This window comes from Clostridium sp. MCC345, assembly GCF_018785345.1.
GTDB classification, from domain to species: domain Bacteria; phylum Bacillota; class Clostridia; order Lachnospirales; family Anaerotignaceae; genus Anaerotignum_A; species Anaerotignum_A faecicola.
In genome coordinates this window covers 1-26,144 of record NZ_WQPP01000006.1, presented here as the reverse complement: position 1 = coordinate 26,144, position 26,144 = coordinate 1, and the positions used below count along the sequence as shown (strand labels likewise).

The window sequence follows — 26,144 nt, the reverse complement described above, 5'->3', positions numbered from 1 at the left end:
TGATGTGTCAGACTTTCCTGACACATCGCCGCTTTGCACTTCACAAAATCCGCTGCCAGGAGGTGATGAAATGAGTATGGTAAATGCTGACTCCGTTCAGCTATTCGCAATGCTGAAAAAAATGCAGGATTCCATTTCCTCCATCGAAACTACCAAAAAATCTGTAAAGATGAAATATGAACAGTTAGGTGCTGGATGGCAAGATAAAAAATACAACGAGTTGGGCGTGGTTGTAAGAGACTGCAACAAGGCTCTCAATGACATATTGGTAATTATGCTTCAAGCAGAAAAATATGTGGCTTTACTCGCCAAGAGCCTTAGTGAATACGAAAGTGTTCAACTAGGATCTACAAATGGAATATCTGCAAGCACACCTCAGACCAGTAGTTTTGCTGTTACACCATCAAGTGCAGATACAACCACCTTTGAGTCAAATACCTTTGGTTCTAATCTTGCATTTGTTCAAGACAGACTATCAGCTGAACGATATTTTTCCCGTGGAAATCACTATGAAGAATATCGAGATTATTGGGAGAACGGGAACTATACCTTTTCTCGAAATGAAAATCCAGAACTCGTATACGTTAGAGCAAGGGATATTGAAGGAGTTTATCTCAGTGACCGAGAACTTGGGAACCCGGAAGGATTTTGGACACGGAATGGTCGAGAGGGATGGTCGAGAGAAAACATTCTAAGGCGAGCTTCGCACATCCAAGATGTTCGTCAAAATACTGAGTCAGGAATGTCTTTGGATGAGCTTTCACAAAACCCAGTGTTAGATGATACCATTCGTAGCTATTACAATAATCCTGTCCAGGTTGCGCAGGTAGGTTCTTATTATGTATTTCAGAGTGATGGGCGACATCGAACACTTGCAGCTCAATCGCTTGATACATATATCCCGGTTTTAGTAACAGGTAGCTACACTCGAAATGATTAACAAATGAGGAGGTGAGTGTTTGAGCAACGTAAATGCTGATGCAACTCAATTACTGACAATACTGAAAAATATGCGGACCTCCATTTCTTCTATCGAAACTACAAGAAGTTCTGTGAAGATGAAATATCAGCAATTGGGAATTGGATGGAATGACAAGAAGTACGATGAGCTGGGAACTATCGTAAAAGATTGCAACAAAGCCCTGAATGATATTTTACAGATTATGCTTCAGGCCGAAAAATACGTTGCTTCACTTGCCAAAAGTGTACAAGAATATGATAATGTTAATTTGGACACTCCTTCTGCACGAAATTCTTTCCTCCAGGGTCTGCAAACACCTAATGTTGGTAATTCGTCTTATCAGTATTGCCTTGGCGTGCTAACCCAAGGTAGCACACCAGACGGATATATCGCTGTTATATCACAACGCCATGAAAATGCAGAGCAGAATGTCAGAGAAGTGTTTGACCATTTCGCTGGTAAACTGATGATACAAGATTCTGAATATCCACCGGATCAGACAGCACATTACTCACCGGGAAATTATATAGGGCATTCACGAGGAGTCTACTACAATGCAGCTTCTGATATGACAAATCCAAGAGGTGCAGGAACAACTTATTTCCACGAGCTTGCTCACATGATCGACCATGCTTCGTGCAACTATCGGAGCAATCTATCCAATACTCCAGAATTTGCTGAGGCACTGGTTGAGGACGGACAAAGAATCCTGAGCTTATATAACAATCTTCCAGTGGAAAAGCAAACTGCTTTTCTGACCCGTATTAGGCAGGATTCAGCTCACTCCTTCTCGGACTTAATTGATGCGACAACAAATGGTCAATTGCACGGAAATTATGGTCACTCAAGGAACTATTGGACGAGACCGGGCAATCTACAAGCAGAAGCCTTTGCCCACTTTTTTGAAGCGTCTATGGGAGACCAAGGCAAATTAGAGCTATTAGCAAATTTCTTTCCTACAGCGTTTGGTATTTTTTCTTCAATGATTGATTCTATTAGACCAGATAATCATGTTAGGGTCTTGAGCAGAGAAAGGTAGGTGCATACAATGGACAAAAACAAGAGCGTTGCAGATTTTATGAATAGCTTCCTTAATACACCTGAACCGAAAATTGATAATGAGTATTATGAAATCGAAGAACAGTATTTTCGGCAATTCGGTCATGGTGTCCCAAGGGAAATGTTGCCTGATAGCATTTCAACGGAACAAATTAAACAAGCCATGAAAAAATGCATTCTTTCCAAAAAGGATAATCTCTTTGAACTATTAGGCATCATTATCAACGATAATTATTTATATTAAGAAAAGGAACGACGACATGGATGAAGACAACATTATAACTTTGAATGATGAGAATGGGAACGAAGTTGAATTTGAATTTCTTGACTTAATACCGTATCGCCAGAACGAATATGTTGTCCTGCTTCCTATTGGAGATTCGGATGGGCAAGTTGTTATTTTGCAGCTGAAAGAAATTGACGATGAAACAGAAGAATATGTTGGTGTTGAAAACGAATTTGTGTTAGAGACTGTCTTTGCTCTGTTCAAAGAGCGAAACAAAGATTTCTTTACATTTGAGTAATTAAACAATGCAAGCTCAAACCAACAACACGATAAAAGGGGGGTGCATTATGGATATTTGGCATCGTGTAGGCAGAATTGTTCGCTTCTCAAACTTAGGAACTCTTCTGTTCTTTACTCTTAATATTCTGCTGATTGTTGCTGTGTTCGGTTCGTCAGGAAGCATTGTTGAACTGATTTGTATTTACTTTTTCACAGTAGCTATCAGCTTATCCCCATTAGGCGAAATGTGCCTGGCTGCCTTCGCAGGAGCAAGCGATATAAAAAGAGTAGATATAAAACTTCGAGTTGTCCCGCTGGTTCAATATGTTTTAGATAAAGCAAAAGAGAACACATCATACTGTCCTAAAAAAGTGAAAGTGAAGATTATCCATGATCCTGCTCCAAATGCATTTGCTCTAGGTAGGCAAACACTATGCATAACTGACGGATTGCTTTTACTCTCCGATGATATGATACTTGGAATTCTCGCCCATGAGATCGGACATCTCTCATACGGACATACTGTTATCCAATTATTGATTGGCGGGGGCAATATATTTATATCCGGGTGCCTCCTGTTAATCAAAATATCCTACTGGATTTTTTCTGCAATCATGGGGCTGTTCGCAATATGCTCTCGTAGTGGTGTAATGGGTATAATTACCGCAGTTTTCGCAGGAATATCAACAGCACTTTCTTGGTTATGGGTAAAGTTCTGTATGCTTTTTCTGATGTGGTCTATGAGACAAAATGAGTATCTGGCTGATGAATTTGCTTATAAAATTGGTTTTGGTCTTGAATTAGCGACGGTATTAGACCAACATATCTCAGATGTTCCGCATGATGGTTTTCTCAGTGCAATATACTCAACTCATCCATGCAACGATGATAGGGTTGCAGCATTGCAAAATTTAGGTGTACCCTATTCTCGATACTAAATTCATAATCTCACAAATTGGCAAGCAGTGTAAACCTGTACAGGTTCACTCATTTTCTCGATTTTCCCTTCGGTGCAATCTTCGCAAATTTGCTTGTTGGGGAAGCATCCCCAATCCCCTTTGAACATCATCTGCCGATGATGGCTACACGATTTTCAATCGTTTCTCAAAGAACAGTAGAATAAAAATTTGCCCATGGTTGAAAGCACCGAAATCGAAAAGCAAAAAAGCAGCCACGATCCGCACCCTTTGGGGAGTGCAGACCGTGGCTTTTTGCTTTAACGGAAGTTCTTCTTTTCCTCTTTCTCTTTCTCTTTTTCCTGCTCTTTCTGCCTGTCGATATTCAAAATCGTTTCAACCGTCCGTTTGGCAATCAGCAGTTCTTCTTTCTCTTTTCTGATCTGACGGTACTCAGCGTAGTCCTACTTTTTCTGGACTGCCAGCTGATGAAACTCCTCATACAATGATTGCATGGACGGGAGCTTTGTAATCTGCAATTCATCAAAGGCTTGCTTCGCCGCTTTATGAATTGTGATTTCCTGACGGTGTTCTTCAAAGAATTTTTTGCTATATCCAGACTTGCGGTACTCGATATAAATTTGCCTTGTGTTGCGATAATTTTTGATGTGCTGCTGCAACGCCTGAACCTCAACCATACGTTTCTCTGCGACCTTGATAGAATCAGAAAGCGCATCGAACCGGGCAGACAGATTTTCAATATGAGCAGTCAGATCGTCGTAGTTGCCCAAGCCTTTTTCTTTCAGTAGGATTACCGTTCGGGCAGCTTCTTTTCGGTTGAACTTCTTCGCCCACTTTTCATAACCGACCGTCTTGCCCTCGGCCATCTTTGCCTGAATATCAATCAGCATCTGGAACTGCTTCGGGGCAGGAGCCTTGGCAGAGCCGCCTTTTGATTTGTGCAGGTTCTTGCCGGAGATAACCGCTTGAATTTCCTCTTTGCTATATCCTTCGCCCAGGGAACGCAGCCGAATGAAACGCTTCTGATTCTCGCCCTTGAACGCAGGCTGCTTTCCATCCTTGAACTCAAATCCCATGTCAGCCAGAGCCTGAACAAAGCCATCAAAGCTCTTTGGTTTCTGCTTCAGCACCGCATCAATCGCATCACATAATTCGTCACGCTGGGTACGCTTCTTGGGATAAACAGTTCTTTTCTGGCGCTCCCGATACGGCTTCGGTGTAATAATGGACAGCCCGTGTTCCAGGCAAACCATATCACTGAGTCTTTGCACCGCCAGACCGGAAAGAAAGAAGTTTTTGAATTTCCGTGTGGCATCCAGCGAGGTCGAATTATAAATGATATGATTGTGAATGTGGGATTTGTCGATGTGGGTCGCAACGATGAAAGCGTGTTTTCCCTTTGTCCATCGCATCGCTGTTTCATAGCCGACTTGGTTCGCTTCTTCCGGGGTGATTTCTCCCGGCTTAAAGGACTGGCGTATCTGGTATGCGATGATATTGTTCTTCTGCTGTCTGCCGGTAATATGCTGATACTGCCGTTTGGAAAGCAGAAATTCCTCATCTGCTGTCTTTGGATCACACTCATAGGAACTGATAAATTCGCCATCATTGGTTTTTGCGGCATTTTGTGAGTAGTCGGTTCTGTCTGCCAAACATTGAGCGACCGTCTTTCCCTTATTCACATGGAGTGCAATCAATCTTGTCGCTGCCATTCCCATCACTTCCTTCCCAAAAAGAAAAAGCCACCGGTCGGTGACTTTTCTCTGATATTATCTTATGACCTGATAAATGCTCCCAGACTTTCTCCAATATTCTCGACTTTCATAACAGCCCAGACGAGCAAGAACACCGCTGCTATTGTCGCAATTCCAAGAACCACAAGAATAAGCAGGGACTGCCACAAAGCCTTTACAATGCAGTAAATCGCAGATCCGCCAATGACCAAGAGCAATAAACCAATTACATAGGACACAACATTTGTAAGCAGATTTCCAAGAATGCAAATCACTTTTACAACGAACAGCACCGGCAGTGCCAATATCTTCAATACCAGCTTCATAGGCTCAACCCCTTTCTTTTAATTATATTGTACAAGGGTATCTGCCATAACGCAATGATGTCAACCCTTATGTAAAAGCCGCAGCCGAAACTGCGACTTCCCAACAAGTTGTCGGATTACTGGATTGAGGACAGGCGAACAAGAACTTCTCTCATGTCCGTCCAGATCTCCTCCAGCCGTTTTTGCAAATCCTCAATGTCAGCACGATAGATGCTGCCTGTTTCGTTCGCTCGCTTTGCGTACTGGTTCAGGTTGTTGGAGCAGATTCGCAGGAGCGAAACCAGGGCTTTCACATCCTGCAAATCCAGTCTGATACAGTAACCATCCAGAGCCATTTTCCGCAGATAGGCTCCCATGCTGCGGATGCCAAGCTCGTCCATCTTCTCATGGATTCGCTCGACCTCCTCCTTGGATGCAAGGAAATGAACATCCTGATCTCGCTTTGCCATTACAACACCTCCTCACGGGTTTCAGAGTATTTTGCAGGCGGGATATGCTCCGCTTTGGATTTCAGATCAGCCAACACAGAAGGACGCTCTGACTCGCTTCTTTCGTCACGATTTTCCACAGAGTCCTCCATATTCAGGGCTGCATCCAGTTCTGCCAGTCGCTGACTTTTGGCTGTCAGCTCTGCTTCCTGCGGGAACGGTTTTCCAACCTCCGCCTTGGCTGCTTCCTGCTGATTGTAGAGATTATTCAACTGCTCATTGGCTCGTTCTAAGCGCTCAAGGATGCCTGCAAGGGCATTGTCCAGTCGGGTGATATTTCCTCGTGCGTCCGTTCCAAGGGCTACTCTGTGGCTCACAGCGCCCTTCAGGGTCACATCGAACTCGTTCCGGAAACTGTCAAACGAAAGCTCCATCTGAAAGCCACGGTAACTGCCAAGAGGAACCGGATCGGCACTTTTCGTGTCCTTACAAGCCGCAAGGAGGATTTCACCGGCATCTGCCTTTTCGGTGTAGGCTTTGCCCATGATTTCCATGCCGCAAAAGCCATCGGCAATCTGCGGGTGTGCTTCCACGGTTTTAATATCAGCTTCAAAGCCATGAATATAGCCTGTCTGCTTTTCAATCTCAGCCGGGAAGTATTTCAGAAGCTTATCTTCCATACGGTACTGCTGGCTCTGGTGGTCAGCTTTCAGCACCTTCAGCCTTGCCACATCAATGTCCAAGTCCATCTTTTCCTTGATAAGCGGATTGCCGGCACACAGCGCCTTGATCTCCGCATAGGACAGCGCCTGCTCATCCACATCGTCACAGGAGCGAACCGGTGATTTGGAGGTCATAATCTGAGAAATAAACTTCTGCTTGTTTTCCAAGGTCTGATACAGGTAGGCATCGAAGGTTCCCTCGGTCACATACTGATACACCTGAACCTCTTTGTTCCGGTTGCCCTGACGGATGATACGACCGTTTCTCTGGGTCATATCAGACGGACGCCAACCCACATCCAAGTGGTGAACTGCCACCAATTTGTCCTGGACGTTGGTTCCTGCACCCATCTTTTGCGTACTGCCAAGAAGCACTCGCACCTGCCCGGTACGAACCTTGGCAAAGAGGTCTTTTTTCTTTGCCTCGGTATCTGCATCATGGATAAAGGCAACTTCTTCCGCAGGCACACCGTTTGCAATCAGCTTGGTTTTGACATCATCATAGACATTGAAGGTTCCATCATTTTTCGGTGTGCTAAGGTCGCAGAACACCAACTGGGTCAATTTGTCAGCCTGACCGTCCTGCCAGATACGCAGGATATTTCCCACGCAGGCATTGAGCTTGCTGTCAGGGTCATCGGGTAACAGGGTGTTCATTAGCCGCTGATCCAGTCCCAATTTTCGTCCGTCGCTGGTAATCTTGAGCATATTATCGACGGACGGGTCTACAATACCGGCATGAACATCTGCTGCTCTCTCTGAAAGGGAAGCCACCATATCCTTCTGGTACTCAGAGGGCTGAACCACAACCGTTTCAAACTTTGCTTCGGGAACAGGGAGATGCAACTGGTCAGAGGTCTTGATGTCGGCAACCTCCTTGAACATATTCATCAGTTCAGGCAGGTTGAAGAACTTCGCAAATCGGGTTCTGGCACGATAGCCGGTTCCCTCCGGTGCAAGCTCAATCGCAGTTGTTGTTTCTCCGAAGGTCGATGCCCAGGAATCAAAATGGGTCAGGTTCTTTTGCTGGAGCGTACTGTACTGGAGATAGCGCATGACCGTATAAAGCTCGGTCATCGAGTTACTTACTGGAGTACCGGTTGCAAAGATCACACCACGCCCGCCGGTCAGCTCATCCATATAGCGGCACTTCATAAACATATCCGAAGATTTCTGGGCTTCGGAGGTGGACAGACCTGCCACATTTCGCATTTTTGTGTAGAGGAACAAATTCTTGAACGCATGGCTTTCGTCCACAAACAGCCGGTCTACACCCAACTGCTCAAAGGTAATGACATCATCTTTCTTGTCAGCGGCAAGGAGCTTGTCCAGTCTGGCTTCCAATGATTTTCGTGTTTTCTCCATCTGCTTGATCGTGAAGTTTTCGCCACGCTGCCATTTCAGCTCCGCAATCGCACCCTCGATCTCATCAATCTGCTCCCGCAGCTGCCGTTCCTGTCGTTCGGCAGAAAGCGGGATTTTTTCAAACTGGCTGTGACCGATGATGACTGCATCATAGTCACCCGTTGCGATACGAGCGCAGAACTTCTTACGGTTTGCTGTTTCAAAATCCTTCTTGGTGGCAACAAGGAGCTTGGCACTCGGATAGAGGTGCAGGAACTCGTTTGCCCACTGTAAGGTCAAGTGATTCGGCACAACGAACAGGGATTTCTGGCTCAATCCAAGCCGTTTACTCTCCATAGCCGATGCAGCCATCTCGAAGGTCTTGCCCGCACCAACTTCGTGTGCAAGCAGCGTATTTCCACCATATAGCACATGAGCGATAGCATTTCTCTGGTGTTCACGGAGGGTAATATCCGGGTTCATGCCGCCGAAACGGATATGAGAGCCATCATACTCACGAGGTCTGGTGGAGTTAAAAAGTTCGTTGTACTTGGTGGAAAGGGTTTCTCGTCTGTGCGGATCTCTCCAAATCCAATCTCGGAACGCATCCTTGATTGCCTGCTGTTTCTGCTGTGCCAGGGTAGTTTCTTTTTTATTGAGGACACGCTTCTGCTTACCATCTGCATCTTCAATCGTATCATAGATACGAATATCCTTCAGATTCAGCGTTTCCTCCAGAATCCGATATGCGTTGGCTCGCTCTGTACCGTAGGTGACATACGCCGCCACATCGTTGTAGTTGGGAGAACTCTTACCGTTGATGCGCCACTCTGCGGTCAGCTCGGAGAACTTGACCTCAATGGAACGGCGCAAGTAATACGGCGTTTCAAAGGTTTCCTCCATGAACTGCTGAATATAATCGGCATCAATCCATGTTGCACCCAAACGCACATCAATCTCGGACGCATCCAAGTCCTTCGGCTGTGCTTTCTGCAAGGCTTCCACATTGATGTGGAAGGAAGAATCCCTGTCTGCCGCCATCTGTGCGACACGCAGCTTGCTTCTTACATCACCGGAAAGGTAATCATCGGCAGTCTGCCATCCAACTTCCACAGCATCGGGAGCCATCGGGTCTTTGAAGATCACCCCTCGAAGCTCTGCCTGAATCGCATCGTATTCTCCAGGTGTTCCAAGCAGCTGTGCCATAAACGGCAAATCCACCTTGCCACGCTCACCGATAGAGATTGCCAGAGCTTCGGACGGCGTATCCACGCTCGTCACTCTGCGTTCCGGCTTGATGGTTCGCTTGGTGAACATATCCGCCTTGCTTTTCAGATTGCCGTCCTCATCCACATTTTCCAGAGAACACAGGAGATAGTAGGAGGAATCGTCAGCAAATGCCTGACCATTGGCTCGATTATTGATAAGCCCGTTCTTTGCGGCAAACGCATCGTAGGCATCATTCAGTTCTGCCTGTTTCTGAGTAATCATTTCATCCGGGTAATCCTCAAGCTGATATTCGATCAGCTCGTTGACGATACCACGAAGTTCCACCATGCCCATCACACGGTCTTTTGCTTTCTCATTCAGGTCTACACGGCGCATCAGGGAGTTTTCACGGAAGTACACATTGCCATCCACCACGGTATAAGAGAAATTCTTTACATCCGGGGTTGCAGGAATGGTTTCGATTTCCTTACCCTTGTCAGCTTCGGGAAGCTCCACAGCCTGATAGGTTCCTTGGATGTGGGAAACTGCTTCTTTCAGAAGTTCGGACAGTTCCATGCCCTCAATGGGACGCACTGTAATGTCCATGCCGTAGGCGGTACTTTCTTCCACCGTATCGCCCAGAACCATTTCAGGATGAGCGACAAAGTAGCTGTTCATGGTGTGTCCTTCTTCGGTGCGGTCAAGGTTTACCCATTCCGGTACAATGTCAATCGGATGGTCACGCTTTTGCAGGAACAGGATGTCGGACACGACTTCCGTGCCTGCGTTTTTCTTAAAGGCATCGTTTGGCAGACGGATTGCACCAAGCAGTTCCGCCCTCTGCGCCATATATCGCCTTGCGTCAGAGTTCTTGGAATCCATGGTGTAACGGCTTGTCACAAAAGCGACCACACCACCGGGACGAACCTGATCCAAAGCCTTGGCAAAGAAATAGTTGTGAATGGAGAATCCCAGCTTGTCATACGGCTTGTCGGACACTTTGTAGTTGCCGAAAGGGACATTACCCACAGCCAGATCGTAAAAGTCTCGGCGGTCTGTCGTTTCAAAACCGGCTACTTTGATTTCTGCGTTGGGATAGAGCTTCTGAGCAATTCTGCCGGTGATGGAATCCAGTTCCACACCATACAAACGGCTGCTCTGCATTTCAGGAGGGAGCATACCAAAGAAGTTGCCGATACCCATAGCAGGCTCCAGAATATTTCCTGTTTCAAAGCCCATCTGTCCGACCGCATCGTAGATGGAGCGAATGACCGTAGGGCTGGTGTAATGTGCGTTCAGGGTGGAAGCTCTTGCCGCAGCATATTCATCTTCGGAAAGCAGGTTTTTCAGTGTCTGATACTCCTTCGCCCAATTTCCCTTGTCCGGGTCAAAGGCATCTGCCAGACCGCCCCAACCGACATAATTCGACAAAATCTCCTGTTCTTCGGTAGTGGCGTTCCTGTTCTCGCTTTCCAGTTTGAACAGAGTTTCAATGGCTGCGATGTTTCTTGCGAATTTCTGCTTCGGTCCACCTTCACCGATGTTGTCATCCGTGATGTGGAAGTTCACCGCAGGAACAGGTGGGATTTCTCTGGTGGTGATGGACTGCTCAAGCTGAGCGATAATGTCCATGACTTCGGCATTCTGCCATCCGTCCACCTGGGCATAATCCTGAATGATGGTGTCCTTTCCATCTACGCACTGTACGAAGTCCAGACTACCCGGCAGATCTCTGGTATTCATTGCACCCAGGGCTTTTCTCTGCGTGTCAGGAAGTGCATAGTAGGCTCGCAGGGCATCATCAAAGGAACTGTATTCCTTGATGTCCAGCGCACCCCGCTTCTGAATGTCCTCGGCAACATAAAAATGATCGATGAAGTGTTCCGGTTCCTGCTGTTCGGGTTCCTCACTGGCTCTGACCTGTGCGTGTGCCTTTTCGTCAGGGTAGTCCCCATAGATACGGATGCACTTATGCTCCTGCTGATCGTAAACGGCAGCACCATCGTACTTGAATCCGTCATCCTCCATGGTTCCGTCCACATAGCCCTGGGCAGCTTTTTCCGCTTCTTCCAGAGTGTAGTAGTCCAGTTTATCATCGAAGCCGTTTTCAAAGTGATGGTAGGCGGCAACCAGATAGCGGGGAGCCATGCGCTCCTCGTAGCTGTTAATCATCTCAGGTGTCAGCCATTCTGGTTTGTCGGGAATCATTTCATACAGCTCACGCATCTTGGCAATCTGTGCATGGCGGTTGCCTGCCCACAGATGCTTTTCGCTGTGCTGTCCTGCACCAAGGAAGTATTCGCAGTCCATACGCAGACGGTCTAACAGCTGATACTCAGGGGTGTAGTCCCTCGGTTCGGTTTTGCCCAGAAAATCCTCTGTAACGGGCTTTTCTTCGGTTTGGGCATCAACCCTTACCGCATGGTTTCTTTCGTCCTGAGAGAGCATACGCTCGAAATTCTCACGATTCTCGGCACGGAAGATGGGATAAGCAAGCGTAGGGTCACGCAGCTGAACTTCTCTGTCCGTGATCTGCTCCACACGGAAAGCTGTATCGTCCAGATATACCGTGTCACCGACCTGATAATTCCATTTCGGTTCCTCGGAAGCAGATGCTTCCACAACTTCGGCAGGCTCTGCCACAGGCGCTTCTGGCTGAACCGACTCCATCGCAGCTACGGACTGACGAACTTCCTCCAAATAGTCATTGGCAAGCCATTCGTCCGTGAAGTATTCCGTAACGCCTTCCGGGTCTACATAGTAGTCATCGGTCTGATTATCCCAGATCGCATACTCGCCATCCTCGGTATCAATCACTGCGAAACGGTCATAAACATCTTCCAACGGATCAGTTTTAGCTTCTTCGATAGCCTGTCGTTCCGCTTCTTCCTCCGGGCTGAGGTAGCGTCCCTTTCGTATCAGACCGTCGATTCTCTGCACCACCTGCGCCCAGGACATCTGCAATTTATCGCAACCGCTCTTGGTGTAAGCAACACCCTTGGCATCGTGATCCTGACCGCTGTGCGTTGCACCAGAGCAGGCATGGGAATGACCACCGGTTCCGTATTCATGCTTCAGGAAGTCCATCTTTTCCTTGGCAGAATGATTCTCCTGCCAGTAGTTATAAATACGGGCTTTACCACCGGAAAAGCCGCTTCCACGGGTCAAGTCTGCATTGACTTCATCATCCGTAATGAACTGGCGGACAAGGGGCATCTGCATCATATCGGTCTGATACTCACGCAAAGGCATATTCAACTCATACAGCTGTTTCTGAATGAGATTCAGCTTGTGATAGTGAAAACGAAGCAGATCGGGATTTTCCGCAAGGGTTTTTCTAAATTCCGAATACTGCTGTACCAAGGTTGCGTGGAAACGAGGGTCATCCAACTTTTCAGCCAAGTCTGCGGTTTCGTCAGGGAAACCACGAAACGGTTCCTGATGAAGAATTGCCAGATAGTTGCTGGAACGGGCTTCTTCACTCAAATCGTGATAAAGATGCCACAGGGATTCTGCCAACTTCTGACGCTCATATCCGGATGCTTCTACCAGTTCCACATTAGTTGCGAACCGACCATTTTCAAGCAGTTCTCCAATGCGCTCGGCAACCGTTTCCCAAGAAACGATCTGCGCTCTGGGGCTGTCAATGGCAGAGGAACCTTTGGCAAGGTGGATACCGTCCTCGGCATACCACGCACAGATATTCCCGCTATCTTCTTTCAGACCATAGCCGCCGTGATAGACCTGCTTTAAGGTCTGAACGATTTCTTCCAACGGCTTCTGCTTCATATATTCCAGCGCTACGACTTTTCGGGCTTCATCGGTATTGCTACCAAGCAGAAGGAAGTGGTCGATTTCTTCCTGGGCAAAAGAAAAAGCAGAGGGCGTAAAGCTCTCTGCTCGGTCGATAAAACTGATTTGTTCATTTTCGGAGAGGAAAAGGTTCAGACTCAGCTGTTGATAAGCTCCGTCATCACGACTTCCTCCGCCTGTGCTTTCAGGCTGTTCATGTGCTGCACCCACGCCATCTGCTGCGTTTCCTTGTCCGGTGCGGGGCTGTCCTTCAGGTACTGCTCCATCAGAAACTCCACTCTGGCTTTCGCTGTTTCCTCGATCTCCCACAGGTGCGGGAACAGGCTCTCCGTCAGAATCATGTCGTTCAGGAGCATCGGATTGTTCTGTTCCAAAAATGCTCGACGCATCCTGCCGTACTTGCCCAGAGGTTTCTCTCCCTCGTTCTCCAACTGAAGGTTCGGAATCTGATAATCTCCGGCCTGTCTGTAAGTCATCTCGCTCATAATCTGTACTCCTTTCGGTAGCTTTAATCTGCTCATGTTCTCCAATCGCTTTTTCGATTTCCTGAAACATCCTTGTGCTGATGGCATTCACCGCAGTACCAAGGGCATTTACCGTCTGTCTGGTGTTAAAATCAAACACCTTCTGGAAATCCTCATGCTCGAAGTAGTTGTCGGGACTTTCCACGAACCGGCAATACATCGTATAGGATACGCTGTTTGCCACCGCATTTTTGAAAGCTACTTCGATGTTGAGTTCATCATACTCCTCAAGGAAGCTGTTGGCAACGATGTCGAGGAACTGCTTTTTGTAATCGTCCCAATACTCAGCCGCCAGTGCGGATGCAATATCTTCAAGCTGTGCTTCCAGTACCCCGTCAGCGGCAACACCGAAGGTACGCTCCATCGCTTCCATGACATAGGAGCGGTTTTCAGGCGTCACCTCCCACGGTTTCAGTTCCGGGGAAGAACGGCGAACGCCGGTATCCGCCACATCAAACACATAGCGCAGATACGGTTTATCCCTGTTCATCACAAACAGAGCAATGCCGGTAGAGCCACGCTTTACATATCTGCGGTAATTTTCAGCGTTCCAGTCCTCATAGGGCTTGCAAAAGGTCGCATTGGGGCGCTGAGCATAAATCATCACCTGTTCCGGATAGGTGAACTCATAGTTGCGGGACATCGTTCTCAAAAACGAAGTCCAGTTATCTGTGTTCGAGGTGATTTTCCCAATCGTTTCTTTTGCTAATCCGGAATAAAATCGCTCTTTTGCGTTCATTGTATCCCTCCAATCCTATCAATCCGGATAAAGGTTCAGCTTCTCAAAGGCGGCATCGTCCATGGCTGAAACTTTACGGAGAACCGAGTCTGCCAAAGCAAAAAGCTCTGACTCGTCCTCCGAAAGCTGTTCCTTCATCAGTGTCAGTGCTTCACACAGCCCTGACCTTGTGCCAGGGCTGTAAAGCATCATCATGTTCCGCTCATCCTGTGTGAAATCCATCATTCAATCTCCCTTTCCGGGTGGCTCTTGGGCGGCTTATGGGAAACATCCGGCACGGGCTTTTCCTTTAACTGCTCCAACACCGAAGGACGTTCCTCTAATCCGGACGCTTTTCCGTTATTGATGATACCGTCAATCATCCCATAATCATCTTCCATTGCCATCTCTGCGTTTTTCAGGTAGTTTTCGGACTTCATAAAGTTTTCCAGCTTCTGAAACCCAACAGAATCTACATAGTGAAAGGATACCTCACCGACTACCTTTAAGGCTACGATGTCGCTGACCGACATACTGTGACCACGGAAATCATCCGGGTGGTCAATATTGAACTTTACATACAAATCTTCCAGCTGCCGATTCACATCCTCGGACATAGAAATGGAGCCATGATAGACCACCTCGTAACGGTCAATCTCAGGCTCCATTTCTTTCTTCTGAAGGTAGCTGTAATTTGCAAACATGAGCGGGATATTATCGTCTACATCTTCCCGCAGCTGAAGAATCGCATAGGAATCCGTGGGGCTTTCCAGAAAAGCAACCATTCTGTCATCCGGGGTGGTATTTCCGTGAACATCATCCCATTTTTCGTTTTTCATATCCGTGTCCTCCTTATCGTTCAGGCTCTTTGCGTTTGGGAGAGGGACTGGCAGGCGCAGCTTTTTCTGCGGCCTGTGCCAGTTTTTCCATGACCGACTCACGCTTCGGAAAGTCGAGCTTATCCAGCTGACTTTTCAGCACTTTGGCAACCTCAACCGCAGTTTCCTCACGGGCTTCTTCAATGGCTGTATTCAGGAACTCACGATACGGAGCCGTATTACCAGCGGCAAGATCTGCCTTGATTTCTTGGATATGCGCCTGCACATCATCGACCTGATCCATATATTCATAGGGGTCGAAGTTCTCTGCAAAACGGTCGAGCTTAAAAGCAAGCTCAGCGATAGGGTCATTGACCACCACCGCCTGTCTGCCGACTTCAAAAGCCTGCTCCATGACATCCTCATAGAACATTGCCCGCAGTTCCCGGCGCTCCAGCCCGAAGGATTCCAGAATATCCCGGCGGACTTCGAGCATGGACAGTTCAGGGTTATCAACCTGACCGCCATCAATCTCGTTGTAGTTTTCATCCAACAGGGTGTAGTCGTAACCATCTTCGCAGGTCTGCACCGCAAGGATTCTATCCTTTCCGACCTTCCATGCGGCTTCATCGCCCATAATCTCAGGCTCCGGCATATAGCTTGCGCCGTTGCGCTCCATAATTTCTGCAAACTGGCAGATATGAAACACATTGTATCCGATCTGCGTATGATACTCGTCAATGAAGGTGCAGGGCTTCACAACCATTTCATCCGGGTAGTGAATCTGCACACAGCTGCCATCGGGGATATGAAACAAATCCTTATAATGGCTGTCGATAAATCGGATTTCCTTACCATCCGGGTTGTACTCATTTGTCATTTGCGCTTTCCTCCATTTTCAAATTCCATACTGAACTTCGTTTTGCCATCATCTGATACCTCCATAAAGACGGTGGCATCAAAGGTGTTGCCCGTTCTTTCGGACTTGCAATTCTTGAGCTTTACCTTGCCGGAACCAAGCAATTTCTGCGCCGTGGCAGAAGTCATGCTCTTGCCGATGCTCGCAAAGTAGCGATTGTTTTTCCAGAGGGCAAATTTGCAAGCTCTGTTGGAACAGAAAAATGCCTTGGCTTTGTCCTCTACAGCACTGCCGCAGAGCGGGCATTTGCCGATAGAATTGGCTTCTTTCGACATCATAACCTCGGAATCACGGATTACTTCATAGTTCTGAATCAGACCGGCAATCACATCTTTGATCTCGTCCATAAAGTCCTCGCTGGCATATTCGCCTTTCTCAATGAGCAACAATTTTTCTTCCCAATCCGCCGTCATGGATGGGGACTGAATCTGTTCCGGCATGACTGTTACCAGAGCCGTACCCTTGTGGGTCGGAATCAGGTGTTTGGTTTTCTTATCACCCTTACGCTCCAGAAAACCGATGCGAACCAGCTTCTCAATGATACCGGCACGGGTCGCAGGCGTTCCCAAACCTTTGCGCTCCACCTCATCAGGCATTTCGTCCGCACCGGCAGTTTCCATAGCAGAAAGCAGAGTATCCTCGGTAAAGTGTTTAGGGGGAGATGTTTTCCCTTCCTTGATTTCCGTGCCGCTGACGGTCATTTCGTCACCAACGGAAACAGAAGGGAGTGTCTGCACGTTTTCGTCGGATTTTGTCGAATCATTTTTCTGAACCAGAGCTTTCCATCCATCCTGCACAACAGTTTTGCCTTTGGTGGAAAACACGGTACCGCCACAGTCCAGCTCAATAACTGTCTCTGCGTATCGGTGCGGATCGCCAACAGCTACGCACAACCGATTCGAGATCAGTTGCAAAATTGCAAGTTCACCCTTGGGAAGTTCGCTCAGATTGCATTTCTGCAATTCTCTGGTCGGAATGATGGCATGGTGATCTGTGACCTTTTTGTTATTCACAACCTGCTCTGCATGAACTGGTATGTTATCCACATCCTCCACGGGGAATGTGTGGAAAGCCAGCTTTACGAGGTCGGTCAGGCTATGTGCCATATCTTCCGTCAGAAACCTGCTGTCGGTACGGGGATAAGTGACCAGTTTCTTTTCATAGAGGTTCTGCGTGTAGTCCAAGGTCTGCTGTGCCGTGTAGCCAAGCACACGGTTGGCTTCTCTCTGTAAACTGGTCAGGTCATAGAGCGCAGGCGGCTTTTCTGTTTTCTCCTTACATTCAGCTTTCTGAACGATTGCCACCGAACAGCTTTGTTTGACAGCTTCGGCTGCTGCCTTGGTTTTGAAGCGTTCGCTTGCAGCCGTAAAACCATCCAATCCAATCTGAACTGTGTAGAACAGTTCAGGCTTGAATGCGGAAATGGCAGCTTCTCGCATAACAGCCATAGCAAGGGTAGGGGTCATAACACGACCAACATTCAGGGTCTGCCCGTAAAGGGTCGAAAAAAGTCGAGTAGCGTTAATACCAACAATCCAGTCGGCTCGTTCTCGACACAGTGCTGCTTCATACAAAGCATCATATTCCGTTCCAGACCTGAGATTTTCAAAGCCCTCCTTGATTGCTACATCTTCCATCGAGGAAATCCAAAGCCGCTCAAACGGCTTTCTGCACCCGGCTTTGTGGTACACCAACCGAAAGATCAGCTCGCCCTCACGACCGGCATCTGTTGCACACACAAGACTCGCAACATCTTCTCTGGCCATGAGCTTTTTCAGAATCCCAAACTGTTTTTTCGTACCGGCAGAAACCTCATACTGCCAGTCCATCGGGAAGATAGGAAGGTCTGCATAAGCCCATTTGCTGTACTTCGCATCATAGACTTCCGGCTGTGCCAGCTCCACCAAATGCCCTACACACCAGCTGACCACATATCCGTTTCCCTCTAAGTAGCCATCCTCACGCTTGGCAGCACCTAACACTTTGGCAATACTCTGTGCAACCGAAGGCTTTTCAGCCAAAACTAATTTCATTTGCATCTGCTCCTTTCACAAAAAAATAAGCAGCCACACACCGTAGTGCATGACTGCTATGTAAAAAGTTCGGAAAGGATTTTTGCAACCTGATACAATTTTCTGTTCTACAATCTCCGTCATAATAAAAATATCTCCATCATTTCAAAAGAGAATGACGGAGATATTTCACCTTGCTTATTCTTGTAGCAACCAATCGGCTATATCGTGAATTTCGATTCCTTCATAGCTATATTGGGGATGTTTGGTTCTGGCAATAATCATTTTCGGATAAGCGTCTCGAATCTGAAGCAGAGGAGAGCATTCTCTCTCAAATGTTTCCTGCCCGGAAATGTTGTCGCTGACCTGAATATAAATCTTTTCGCTACCTCTCTGAGCAACAAAGTCGATTTCCTTTTGATAGAGCTTGCCGACATAGACATCATATCCACGGCGAAGAAGCTCGATACAAACAACGTTTTCATATACTCTGCCATAGTCTATATTTCTGCTTCCCAGTATTGCATATCGAATACCGCTGTCACACAAATAGAACTTTTCAGAGCTTTCAAGGTATTTCTTACCTCGGATGTCATATCTCTTAATATCATAAAATACAAAAGCATTGCACAAATACTTAATGTACTTGCCGACGGTTACATGATTGGTTGGAGTCTCATTTGCTGTCAGTAGCTGACTGACCTTATTCGGAGAAGTCAGGTTGCTGATATTATCCATAAGGAACTCGCTCAGACGTTGTAAAACCAAAGTGTCCGGGAGAGTATATTTCTGTACCAAATCCCTTGTAACAATCGTTTCGTAGACCTCTTTGATATAGTTTGTTCTGTCTTTTTCGGTTCTATAAGCATAGGAACCTGCTAAACCGCCCTTGATAGCGTACTCATCAAAGAGCTTATCTTTGTCACTAATATCATCATAATACTGGCAATATTCCTGGAAGCTGAAAGGAAACACATGAATTTCAATATAGCGTCCGGTAAACAGAGTTGCCAGATCTGCACTCAACAGGAAAGCATTAGAGCCTGTTACATAGATGTCGTATTTTCCCTTAGAGTACAGGCTATTGATTGCCAACTCAAACTTGGGACACATCTGAACCTCGTCTACAAACAGGTAGTTCGTTTTTCCTTCCTGATAATGTTCTTCCACATAGGCGTGTAAGGCATGGTATTCCTTGATTTCTTCATACGCCAAATCCATGAAGTCGATGAAGATAATATTGATGTTTTCAAAATTGCTTTTCAGATACGCAATATACGCCTGCATCAATTTGGACTTACCAGATCGACGAATGCCCGTGATGATCTTGATGTCAGGAGTACCATTCAGTTCAATGATTCTATCGAGATATTTTGCTCTCGTGATTGTTTTCATATAGTCACCCGCTTTCAAAAATTGAAGTTTTTTCATTTCTCGAAACCGCTTCGCTGTACTTATTATACTGTCTGCTAATAGTATATGCAAGATGTCACTTTCAAAAACGCAAATTTTTTTATTTTTTGAAAGCGGAAACTATGTAAAGGCAACCCGAAGGCTGCCCCAGGCATCAAGCCTATCCTGTTTACACAGGTTCATTATCATCTTCATCGACGGAGCTATCTTCATCGTCGTCCTCAAACTCCGGATCGTACCCATAGTCCTCGTCATCGTCCACATAATCAGCATCTGGGTCAGGCTTTGCCGCTTCCTGTGCCTTCTTCTTTTCCTGGACTTTCTTAAATACGAAGAATCCACCACCACAGGCAAGCACAAGCAGAGTAAGAATCGCCGGGAGCATATTTGTGGATTTCGGCTTTTCCTCCGGTGTCGGTTCTGTAATTTCAGGAACTGTTTCAACTACTTCCGGCTTTGTTTCCTCAACCGGCTTGGTGAACTCTGCAACTTCTTCCTCGTCCATCAGCTTGAGCAGGTCGGCTTCATCCACCTGATTCAGAAAATGCACGGTTTCCTCGCCCTTATCATCACGGTCAATGATGATATAGAAGTAGTTTCCGTTTTTGGTTACAGCGGTAATGAACTGCTTTCCGCTTTTCGTAGGCGAGCCAGCGTCATCAACCAAAGTCAGATTGCCGTCGGGAGTAAGCGGTAGCATCGGCTCCTCCGGCTCTGTTTCGGGAACTTTTTCTTCGACCGCAGGTTCTTCAGTCGCTACGCTTTCATCTACATAGGCAAATGCCGTTGTAGAAAACACGCCAAAACACATTGCACACGCCAGCAATGCGGCTCCAATTTTCTTAAATCTCATTCTGCGTTTCCTCCTCATTCATAGTATTGATCGTATCAGGCTTCGGAGCCATATCCGCAGCAAACATACGGAGCAGCTCGGAAAGCTGTTCGGGATTCAGGTTCGCAGCATGAACCATCTCATGGATTTCGGAATTTTCCTCCTCACGGTATCTGCGTTCCAGGTCTTTCACCTTAGCATCCCATTCTGCCCGTTTCTTACGGGCTTTTTCAAGGTCTGCACCTATTCTGTCTAACTTGGCACTCAATCGCCATCCCTCCTTTAATTTCTGATTCTGCCGAAGCAGTAAAAATGCTGTTGCCAGTAATTCGATTCGATAGAAGCGTAGGAAATCGGGTTTCCGCAGTGGATCATCATGCCATTGCCAACATAGATACCAACGTGCGATGCACCGGAGGTATCATAAGTGCCTTGGAAGAAAATCAAATCTCCCGGCTTGGCAGAGCTTTTGGGGATAATATCGCATACGCCCATCAAACCGTTTGCGGTCAATCGTCCAACACTCCAACCGTTGCCACAGTGATTGATTACATAGGAAACAAACCCAGAACAGTCAAAGGAGGTGGACGGGCTGCTGCCGCCCCACACATACGGGTATCCCAGATATTTCTCTGCTTCCCGAATCATATTGGCAAATCTTGTGTCTGTCAGCGCTTCGCCCGGAATGTCATAATCGGTGTACTCGCCGCCAGGGGTAGCGTAAATGTCATTTCCGAAAATATCCGGTCTGTTGCCCCTTGTCTGAAGCAAAATTCTATATCGCTCCATATCATCTTCCGACAATCCGGAATTTGAAATCACACTGTTCAAGCCCTTATTTCTGAGCTTCACATTCAGAATATAATATTCGTAATCTTCTTCCTCTGTTGTTGTCTCTCCCGTTTCGGGATCAGTAGAAGATGTTGTTCGTGTACGAATCTCCACTACTTCTGTGAGGGTCAGCTCATATTGTTGCTCAAACAGCCATTGCAGGGTAGCCTGCACCTCATCTCTGGTGTAGTCCTCGAATTTTACCGTCAGATATGCCGCCAGCTCATAAGGATTGTGGTTGATTTCATCAAGGTCATACCGGTACTCGTCATATCCGCTATGAGTACGCTCGATATTATTGATTTTATTGCGGAGCGCAGCTTCCAAAGCCTTGTAATCATTGTCCGCACCGATAATATCTTCCTCTTTTGCGGTAAAAGAAGTTCCCAGAATGATCTGTGTGCCGCCTTGGAGCATAGCCGAACAAGACGAGAACATCCCTGAGAGGATCATAAAAAGCAGTCCGGCAATCAAAACAAACAGAATCGTTTTAGAGTGTGTGGTGCAAAACTCCGTTACTCTTTCTGTGATGTTCTTGGCTCCCTGAGCTACTTTGCCCGTTGCCTTGCCTGCCCCCTTGGATGCAGAAGCCGTTGTCGAAGCGGTATCCTTGCCGGATTTGGCGGCAGCATATTCTTTCTTGATTGCCCTTTTCTGTTGCCAACGGGAGAACGGGTTGGAAGCGGCATCGGGGTTGTCCTTTTTGAACTTCTCATACAGGGCATTTACATTTGCCTTATCTGATTTTTCTACCAGCTTTTCTGCCTTGTCGTAGGCTTTCAGCTTGTGGCTGTAAACGGCATGATCGACGGTATAAGCAGTGGATTCAACAGCCTTGGTCGTTTCCTGCACAGCCTGAACGCCGATATTATCATCCTCATATTCTGACACCGCCTGATGTGCTTTGGATGTGAGCGTGACTGCGGCACCACGGCTTGCCATGTGCTTTGCCACAGATGGGCGCTCGATTTCCGTAAACTCCGCTTTTTCAAAACGGAGCTTTGCTTTACGGGAACCAGCTGCATCTGTTTCCAGCTTTAGTTTTGGCTTTGCCTTTTTGGAAGCCAATTTATCTGCCGCTTTCTCAGCCTTGTCAACCGCCTTATCTGCACGGTCGGCAGCTTTCTTCACATGAGAATCTGCAAGGTCATCTTCGGTAAAACGGAGTCGTGTAGGTCTTTTTGCCATACATTACGCCTCCTTTTCCTGTGCCACCTCGTTTAACTTCGTGGTCATAATGCGATACAGTTCCAGATCGGTCGGGAATCGGTCAATGAACGGAAGAATCACATTGCCATAGAACAGAAGCCCTTCGCCCTCACCGGAGTTGGTTACATAGGACAGCTGATGCGGCGAAATGTTCAGCCGCTGCGCCAGAATACTTCGGTCATCGCTTGCCTGATTCAGCATATAGATGAAATCAGAGTTTTCGAGGATGTTGGCAATCTCCGGGGAACGAAGCAGGTCTTTGACATTCTGAGTAATACCAGTCGGCAATCCGCCCCATTTACGGAATCGCTTCCAGATTTCTACGGAATAGGTTGCCGTCTGTTCTTCCTTCAGAAGCAGATGGAACTCGTCAATATAATATCTGGTCGATTTACCGGCAGAACGGTTGGCAGTTACACGCCCCCAGACCTGATCCTGAACAATCAGCATACCGATTTTTTTCAGCTGATTGCCCAGCTCCTTAATGTCAAAGCACACCAGACGATTCTGAATATCCACATTGGTTCTGTTGTTAAACAGTTTCAAAGAACCCTTAACATAGATTTCCAAGGCGGTCGCTACATGATGAGCTTCTTTTTCGTCCTGCTTCAGAAGGGCATCATACAAATCCTCAAGGATCGGCATATTCTCAGGTGCAGGATTGTCGAAATATCTCTGATAGATCTGATGCACACAACGGTCGATAACCGTCTTTTCGATAGGCTGCAAGCCATCCTTACTGCCCATAATCAACTCACAGAGGGACAGGATAAAATCGGCTTTCAGTGCTACCGGGTTGTCATCCTCAGAGTAGTTCAGGTTGATGTCCATGGGGTTGATATAGTTGGTACTGGAGGAGCTGATTTTTACCACCTGACCATTGAACTTGTGAACCAGAGCCGCATATTCCGCTTCGGGGTCGCAGATGATAATATCGTCATCCGTAACCAGGAACGCATTGGTGATTTCACGCTTTGCGGAAAAGGATTTACCGGAACCAGGAGTACCCAGAATCAGTCCGTTGGGGTTCTTGAGCTTCTTTCTGTCCACCATGATAAGGTTGTTCGACAGGGCATTCAGCCCGTAATAGAGCGTTTCCCCACCATTCTGGAACAGCTCCTGCGTGGTGAACGGTACAAAAATCGCCGTGGAACTGGTAGTCAGACCACGGCGAATCTCGATCAGGTTTTGTGCCAAAGGCAGGCTGCTCATCAGCCCGGATTCCTGCTGAAAATCCAAACGACGCAGATTGCAGTTATGCTTCTGGGCGATGCTCTGTGCCTGGAACACGTTGTTCTCCAGTTCCTGCTCGGTGCGCCCGGTGTTCAGCACCAGAAATGTCACCATGAACATTCGCTCGTTCTGGCTCTGCAATTCTTTCAGAAGCGACTTCGCATCTTTGCCATAGGTAGCAAGGTCAGACGGGATAATATCCATGTCATAGCCGGAACGCACCGCTTTTTTCTGTTCTTCGATTTTGGAACGGTCAAGCTCGGTGATGGTTCTCTTGATGGTCTTAATCGCCGCAGTCTGGTCAACTGACTGGATGTGCATGGTCACGATCTGCGTGGATTCCATATCCAAAAAGTCCGCCAGCATACGGTCAGACAGGTCTGATGCCGTAATTGCCAGATAGGACATCGAACCGAAGATGCTGCCCATCTGGAAGGTGCGGTTGGTCTTAAAGGCAAATGCCGTCGGAGCAATGAAGTCCTTTACAGACAGCCCGGATTCCACAAGATACTTCCAATCGAAGAAGAACTTATCGTTATCACCCATGTGGAACATGGAGTGCATCAGATGCAGCCGCTCTTTGCCGTTCATAGTAGTGGCAATGACACCCAAACGACGAAAGTTATTGAGCAGATCGTTTTCGATATGGTTGAGTCTCGGTTTTGCCTGCCTCATGGATTCGGCTTCAATGCCAAATGTCAGGTACTTGGTTTTGGTCAAGCCGTTGTTGCCCTGCGCCAACTGCTTTTTCAGCATCTGGCTATACTCGGCACGGACAGGATTGAAGCTGTCCTTCTTGAACGGGATGCGGATACTCTTTTCAAAGCTCTCTGCATCGGTACTCAGATTCATAAAGGAAAGCTCGAAGTGAATGGAGCTGTCAAAGAAATTCAGGAAACTGCACCACTCATCGAAGATGGCAGTCTTATCTTCCTGCTGTGCCAGCTGATAGTTGATGTCCTGAAACTGAATCGTCTTGGTGTAATAGCTGTCAGTGACACGGCAGATGCCATCCGGGAACATTCTCTGAAAGGGAATGGACTGCTGTGCAGTCTGCGGAATACCATTGTCTTTCTTTGCCCGTTCCACAACAGCTTTAATTTCTCGTTGCTGCTTCCGATTCAGATTTGCAGGCATTTTGATGTTTCTTGCCTGCGGCTTCTTTTTGAAAAACAATTCGTTCAACCTCCTTTTCCAGTTTGTACTGACGCATCAAGGCGTCATAATAGTTGTCCGTCTGATAAGGGCGAACCTTGGGACGAACGAATTTAGTCTGAATGAAGTGTTCTACAACCACTTCCAACGGCTGTCCATCCTTTTCATACATTGCCAGAAAGAACAACGGCAACATGACGATCATCATGGACAGTGCTGCAAGGCTCACATTTCCGGTTGCTTTGACCAGAAAGAAAATCGGCACTCCGATGAGCGCCGCCGCACCAAAGCAAAGTAACTGCCGTTTCGTCAGATTAAAGAACACTTTTGTTTTTACCCTCGTCAGGTCACGAGGTACGGGAATATACGCTGCCAAACAATTTCCTCCTTCCCTTAGTGAGCGCTGAATACACCCTTCGCAAGCGAACCGGTCTTAAACAAGGTGAAGCACAAAAGGACGGTGTAGCCCATAACACCCCAGATAGAACCGATGATGTCATCACTGAATGCGATAGACTGAATCAGCACCGCATAAATGCCTACGCAGATCATAATCAAGAATCCTTGGAATCCGATTGCAAACAGCGAACGCAGATAATTCTGTCCGATATTGCTTTGCTCTCTGTTTCCAAAAGTGGAAAGCGGAATCGGGGCAAGGCTGACCATCAGATAAATTTCAATCATTCGACCGTAGACGATCACAAAGATGATGATTGCCAAAGCGGACATCGTGACCTGCACGATAAAGGATTGTAGGAACAAGCCGAGCAAAGGACCCAAATCCATTGCCATCAGCGTTTCTTCCATTGTTTCCAATGCCGAAGCATCTATGGCAGTATTTCCGGATATGATACCGGCGCTTGCGTTTATAACGTGCTGTGCCACATCGAACACAGCCATCGTGATATTGAATGTGTTTGTGATTAACATGACCGCAACAAAAGTCTTGAACACCCATTTGAAGAAGATCCAGGTTTCAAAATTCGCCAGATTGTTGTGGTCAATAATCATCTGAATTAGCTCATAACAGGCAATGAAGGTCAGAATCAAGCCTGCTATTGGGATAATCACTGACTCGGAGATGTTTCGTACCATGGCAAAGACACCCGGCGAAAAATTCGCCGGGGTCATGCCAACGGAGGTTGCTATCTCGCCAACCTGGTTGTTGACGGACTCAAACATCCCCGACAGATTTCCCATAATGGCTGAAACGAGCATTTCTTTCAGCCAGTCTGTGATCTGTTGGAGTATGCTGTCCAAAGGCGATTACCTCCTTGTTTTGTGATTAACCGAACAGTCCGGAGAGCAGAGGTACAAGGGTGGTGCCGATGAGGGCAACACCGCCGCCAGCCATGAGCTGCTTGATGCCCTGTGATTTTGCTTATGTGCGATAAAGAAGTAATAGAAGTGTAAAAAATTTTGCCGTTCCTATCCGGCACTTGCGCATTGTGTCGGATAGGTCG

General features: G+C 47.1%; 19 protein-coding genes and 2 pseudogenes. 5 read left to right on the top strand and 16 right to left on the bottom strand.

All coding sequences use genetic code 11. The features are described 5' to 3' along the window. Window positions 1-70: 70 nt before the first annotated feature. From GPK49_RS01330 to GPK49_RS01310, 5 genes are read left to right on the top strand one after another with little or no spacing between them, the layout of a single operon-like run. Window positions 71-940 (top strand): hypothetical protein, encoded by an 870-nt coding sequence (locus GPK49_RS01330; protein ID WP_002578944.1) that lies wholly within the window; start codon window positions 71-73, stop codon window positions 938-940. A gap of 19 nt (window positions 941-959) precedes the next feature. Next, window positions 960-2,000, top strand: a complete 1,041-nt coding sequence (locus GPK49_RS01325; protein WP_002304399.1) for a hypothetical protein — start codon at window positions 960-962, stop codon at window positions 1,998-2,000. 9 nt (window positions 2,001-2,009) lie between these two features. Beyond that, window positions 2,010-2,264 (top strand): hypothetical protein, encoded by a 255-nt coding sequence (locus tag GPK49_RS01320; RefSeq protein WP_002588965.1) that lies wholly within the window; start codon window positions 2,010-2,012, stop codon window positions 2,262-2,264. A gap of 16 nt (window positions 2,265-2,280) precedes the next feature. Further along, the gene (locus GPK49_RS01315; RefSeq protein ID WP_002304397.1) at window positions 2,281-2,544 is read left to right on the top strand and encodes a DUF1292 domain-containing protein; all 264 of its coding nucleotides are present in this window, start codon (window positions 2,281-2,283) and stop codon (window positions 2,542-2,544) included. Between the two features lie 49 nt (window positions 2,545-2,593). Continuing rightward, window positions 2,594-3,463 carry a zinc metalloprotease HtpX gene (locus tag GPK49_RS01310; protein ID WP_002588966.1) on the top strand — a complete coding sequence of 290 codons (870 nt, stop codon included), beginning with the start codon at window positions 2,594-2,596 and terminating at the stop codon, window positions 3,461-3,463. 278 nt (window positions 3,464-3,741) lie between these two features. Here GPK49_RS01310 and GPK49_RS01305 read toward each other — a convergent pair. The 16 genes and pseudogenes from GPK49_RS01305 to GPK49_RS12855 all read right to left on the bottom strand — a co-directional run. Further along, window positions 3,742-5,154: pseudogene (locus GPK49_RS01305) on the bottom strand (relaxase/mobilization nuclease domain-containing protein). Between the two features lie 62 nt (window positions 5,155-5,216). After that, the gene (locus GPK49_RS01300; protein ID WP_002578946.1) at window positions 5,217-5,501 is read right to left on the bottom strand and encodes a hypothetical protein; all 285 of its coding nucleotides are present in this window, start codon (window positions 5,499-5,501) and stop codon (window positions 5,217-5,219) included. A gap of 116 nt (window positions 5,502-5,617) precedes the next feature. After that, a complete protein-coding gene (locus tag GPK49_RS01295; RefSeq protein ID WP_002578947.1) occupies window positions 5,618-5,950 on the bottom strand; it encodes a plasmid mobilization protein in 333 nt (110 codons plus the stop codon). Next, entirely contained in the window at window positions 5,950-14,280 is an 8,331-nt protein-coding gene (locus tag GPK49_RS01290) for an LPD11 domain-containing protein (RefSeq protein ID WP_215676521.1), read from the bottom strand. The genes GPK49_RS01295 and GPK49_RS01290 overlap by 1 nt, the downstream gene beginning before the upstream one ends. An 18-nt stretch (window positions 14,281-14,298) precedes the next feature. Then, window positions 14,299-14,502, bottom strand: coding sequence for a transposon-transfer assisting family protein (locus GPK49_RS01285; RefSeq protein WP_015564218.1), 204 nt, complete (start codon window positions 14,500-14,502; stop codon window positions 14,299-14,301). After that, window positions 14,502-15,098 carry a YodL domain-containing protein gene (locus tag GPK49_RS01280; RefSeq protein WP_002304389.1) on the bottom strand — a complete coding sequence of 199 codons (597 nt, stop codon included), beginning with the start codon at window positions 15,096-15,098 and terminating at the stop codon, window positions 14,502-14,504. The genes GPK49_RS01285 and GPK49_RS01280 overlap by 1 nt, the downstream gene beginning before the upstream one ends. Before the next feature lie 13 nt (window positions 15,099-15,111). After that, on the bottom strand, window positions 15,112-15,957 hold the full coding sequence (locus tag GPK49_RS01275) for an LPD16 domain-containing protein (protein ID WP_215676520.1): 846 nt from the start codon (window positions 15,955-15,957) through the stop codon (window positions 15,112-15,114). Continuing rightward, window positions 15,954-18,029: a DNA topoisomerase 3 gene (locus GPK49_RS01270; RefSeq protein ID WP_002578949.1), complete on the bottom strand. Its 2,076-nt coding sequence runs from the start codon at window positions 18,027-18,029 to the stop codon at window positions 15,954-15,956. The genes GPK49_RS01275 and GPK49_RS01270 overlap by 4 nt, the downstream gene beginning before the upstream one ends. Before the next feature lie 177 nt (window positions 18,030-18,206). Continuing rightward, window positions 18,207-19,439, bottom strand: a complete 1,233-nt coding sequence (locus GPK49_RS01265) for an ATP-binding protein (protein WP_002304383.1) — start codon at window positions 19,437-19,439, stop codon at window positions 18,207-18,209. 151 nt (window positions 19,440-19,590) lie between these two features. Next, window positions 19,591-20,274: a DUF4366 domain-containing protein gene (locus GPK49_RS01260; protein WP_215676519.1), complete on the bottom strand. Its 684-nt coding sequence runs from the start codon at window positions 20,272-20,274 to the stop codon at window positions 19,591-19,593. Beyond that, complete coding sequence (locus GPK49_RS01255; RefSeq protein WP_002304378.1) at window positions 20,264-20,521, bottom strand: DUF4315 family protein; 258 nt, start codon at window positions 20,519-20,521, stop codon at window positions 20,264-20,266. The genes GPK49_RS01260 and GPK49_RS01255 overlap by 11 nt, the downstream gene beginning before the upstream one ends. A gap of 14 nt (window positions 20,522-20,535) precedes the next feature. Beyond that, entirely contained in the window at window positions 20,536-22,272 is a 1,737-nt protein-coding gene (locus GPK49_RS01250; RefSeq protein WP_215676518.1) for a C40 family peptidase, read from the bottom strand. 3 nt (window positions 22,273-22,275) lie between these two features. Next, window positions 22,276-24,663, bottom strand: coding sequence for a VirB4-like conjugal transfer ATPase, CD1110 family (locus GPK49_RS01245; protein ID WP_008791945.1), 2,388 nt, complete (start codon window positions 24,661-24,663; stop codon window positions 22,276-22,278). Beyond that, a complete protein-coding gene (locus GPK49_RS01240) occupies window positions 24,623-25,057 on the bottom strand; it encodes a PrgI family protein (RefSeq protein WP_215676517.1) in 435 nt (144 codons plus the stop codon). Before GPK49_RS01240 ends, GPK49_RS01245 begins: the two co-directional genes overlap by 41 nt. Before the next feature lie 17 nt (window positions 25,058-25,074). Beyond that, entirely contained in the window at window positions 25,075-25,941 is an 867-nt protein-coding gene (locus GPK49_RS01235) for a VirB6/TrbL-like conjugal transfer protein, CD1112 family (RefSeq protein ID WP_002578954.1), read from the bottom strand. Window positions 25,942-25,966: 25 nt separating this feature from the next. After that, a pseudogene (locus GPK49_RS12855) lies at window positions 25,967-26,062 on the bottom strand (Maff2 family mobile element protein); the annotation flags it as partial. Window positions 26,063-26,144 lie beyond the last annotated feature (82 nt).

What these genes read in the sequence shown, in the direction of transcription:
- GPK49_RS01295 (WP_002578947.1), bottom strand. Translation starts at nt 5,950, where the DNA reads ATGGCAAAGCGAGATCAGGATGTTCATTTCCTTGCATCCAAGGAGGAG.
- GPK49_RS01280 (WP_002304389.1), bottom strand. Translation starts at nt 15,098, where the DNA reads ATGAAAAACGAAAAATGGGATGATGTTCACGGAAATACCACCCCGGAT.
- GPK49_RS01320 (WP_002588965.1), top strand. Translation starts at nt 2,010, where the DNA reads ATGGACAAAAACAAGAGCGTTGCAGATTTTATGAATAGCTTCCTTAAT.
- GPK49_RS01300 (WP_002578946.1), bottom strand. Translation starts at nt 5,501, where the DNA reads ATGAAGCTGGTATTGAAGATATTGGCACTGCCGGTGCTGTTCGTTGTA.
- GPK49_RS01270 (WP_002578949.1), bottom strand. Translation starts at nt 18,029, where the DNA reads ATGAAATTAGTTTTGGCTGAAAAGCCTTCGGTTGCACAGAGTATTGCC.
- GPK49_RS01250 (WP_215676518.1), bottom strand. Translation starts at nt 22,272, where the DNA reads ATGGCAAAAAGACCTACACGACTCCGTTTTACCGAAGATGACCTTGCA.
- GPK49_RS01245 (WP_008791945.1), bottom strand. Translation starts at nt 24,663, where the DNA reads ATGCCTGCAAATCTGAATCGGAAGCAGCAACGAGAAATTAAAGCTGTT.
- GPK49_RS01310 (WP_002588966.1), top strand. Translation starts at nt 2,594, where the DNA reads ATGGATATTTGGCATCGTGTAGGCAGAATTGTTCGCTTCTCAAACTTA.
- GPK49_RS01315 (WP_002304397.1), top strand. Translation starts at nt 2,281, where the DNA reads ATGGATGAAGACAACATTATAACTTTGAATGATGAGAATGGGAACGAA.
- GPK49_RS01275 (WP_215676520.1), bottom strand. Translation starts at nt 15,957, where the DNA reads ATGACAAATGAGTACAACCCGGATGGTAAGGAAATCCGATTTATCGAC.
- GPK49_RS01290 (WP_215676521.1), bottom strand. Translation starts at nt 14,280, where the DNA reads ATGAACGCAAAAGAGCGATTTTATTCCGGATTAGCAAAAGAAACGATT.
- GPK49_RS01260 (WP_215676519.1), bottom strand. Translation starts at nt 20,274, where the DNA reads ATGAGATTTAAGAAAATTGGAGCCGCATTGCTGGCGTGTGCAATGTGT.
- GPK49_RS01330 (WP_002578944.1), top strand. Translation starts at nt 71, where the DNA reads ATGAGTATGGTAAATGCTGACTCCGTTCAGCTATTCGCAATGCTGAAA.
- GPK49_RS01285 (WP_015564218.1), bottom strand. Translation starts at nt 14,502, where the DNA reads ATGGATTTCACACAGGATGAGCGGAACATGATGATGCTTTACAGCCCT.
- GPK49_RS01265 (WP_002304383.1), bottom strand. Translation starts at nt 19,439, where the DNA reads ATGAAAAAACTTCAATTTTTGAAAGCGGGTGACTATATGAAAACAATC.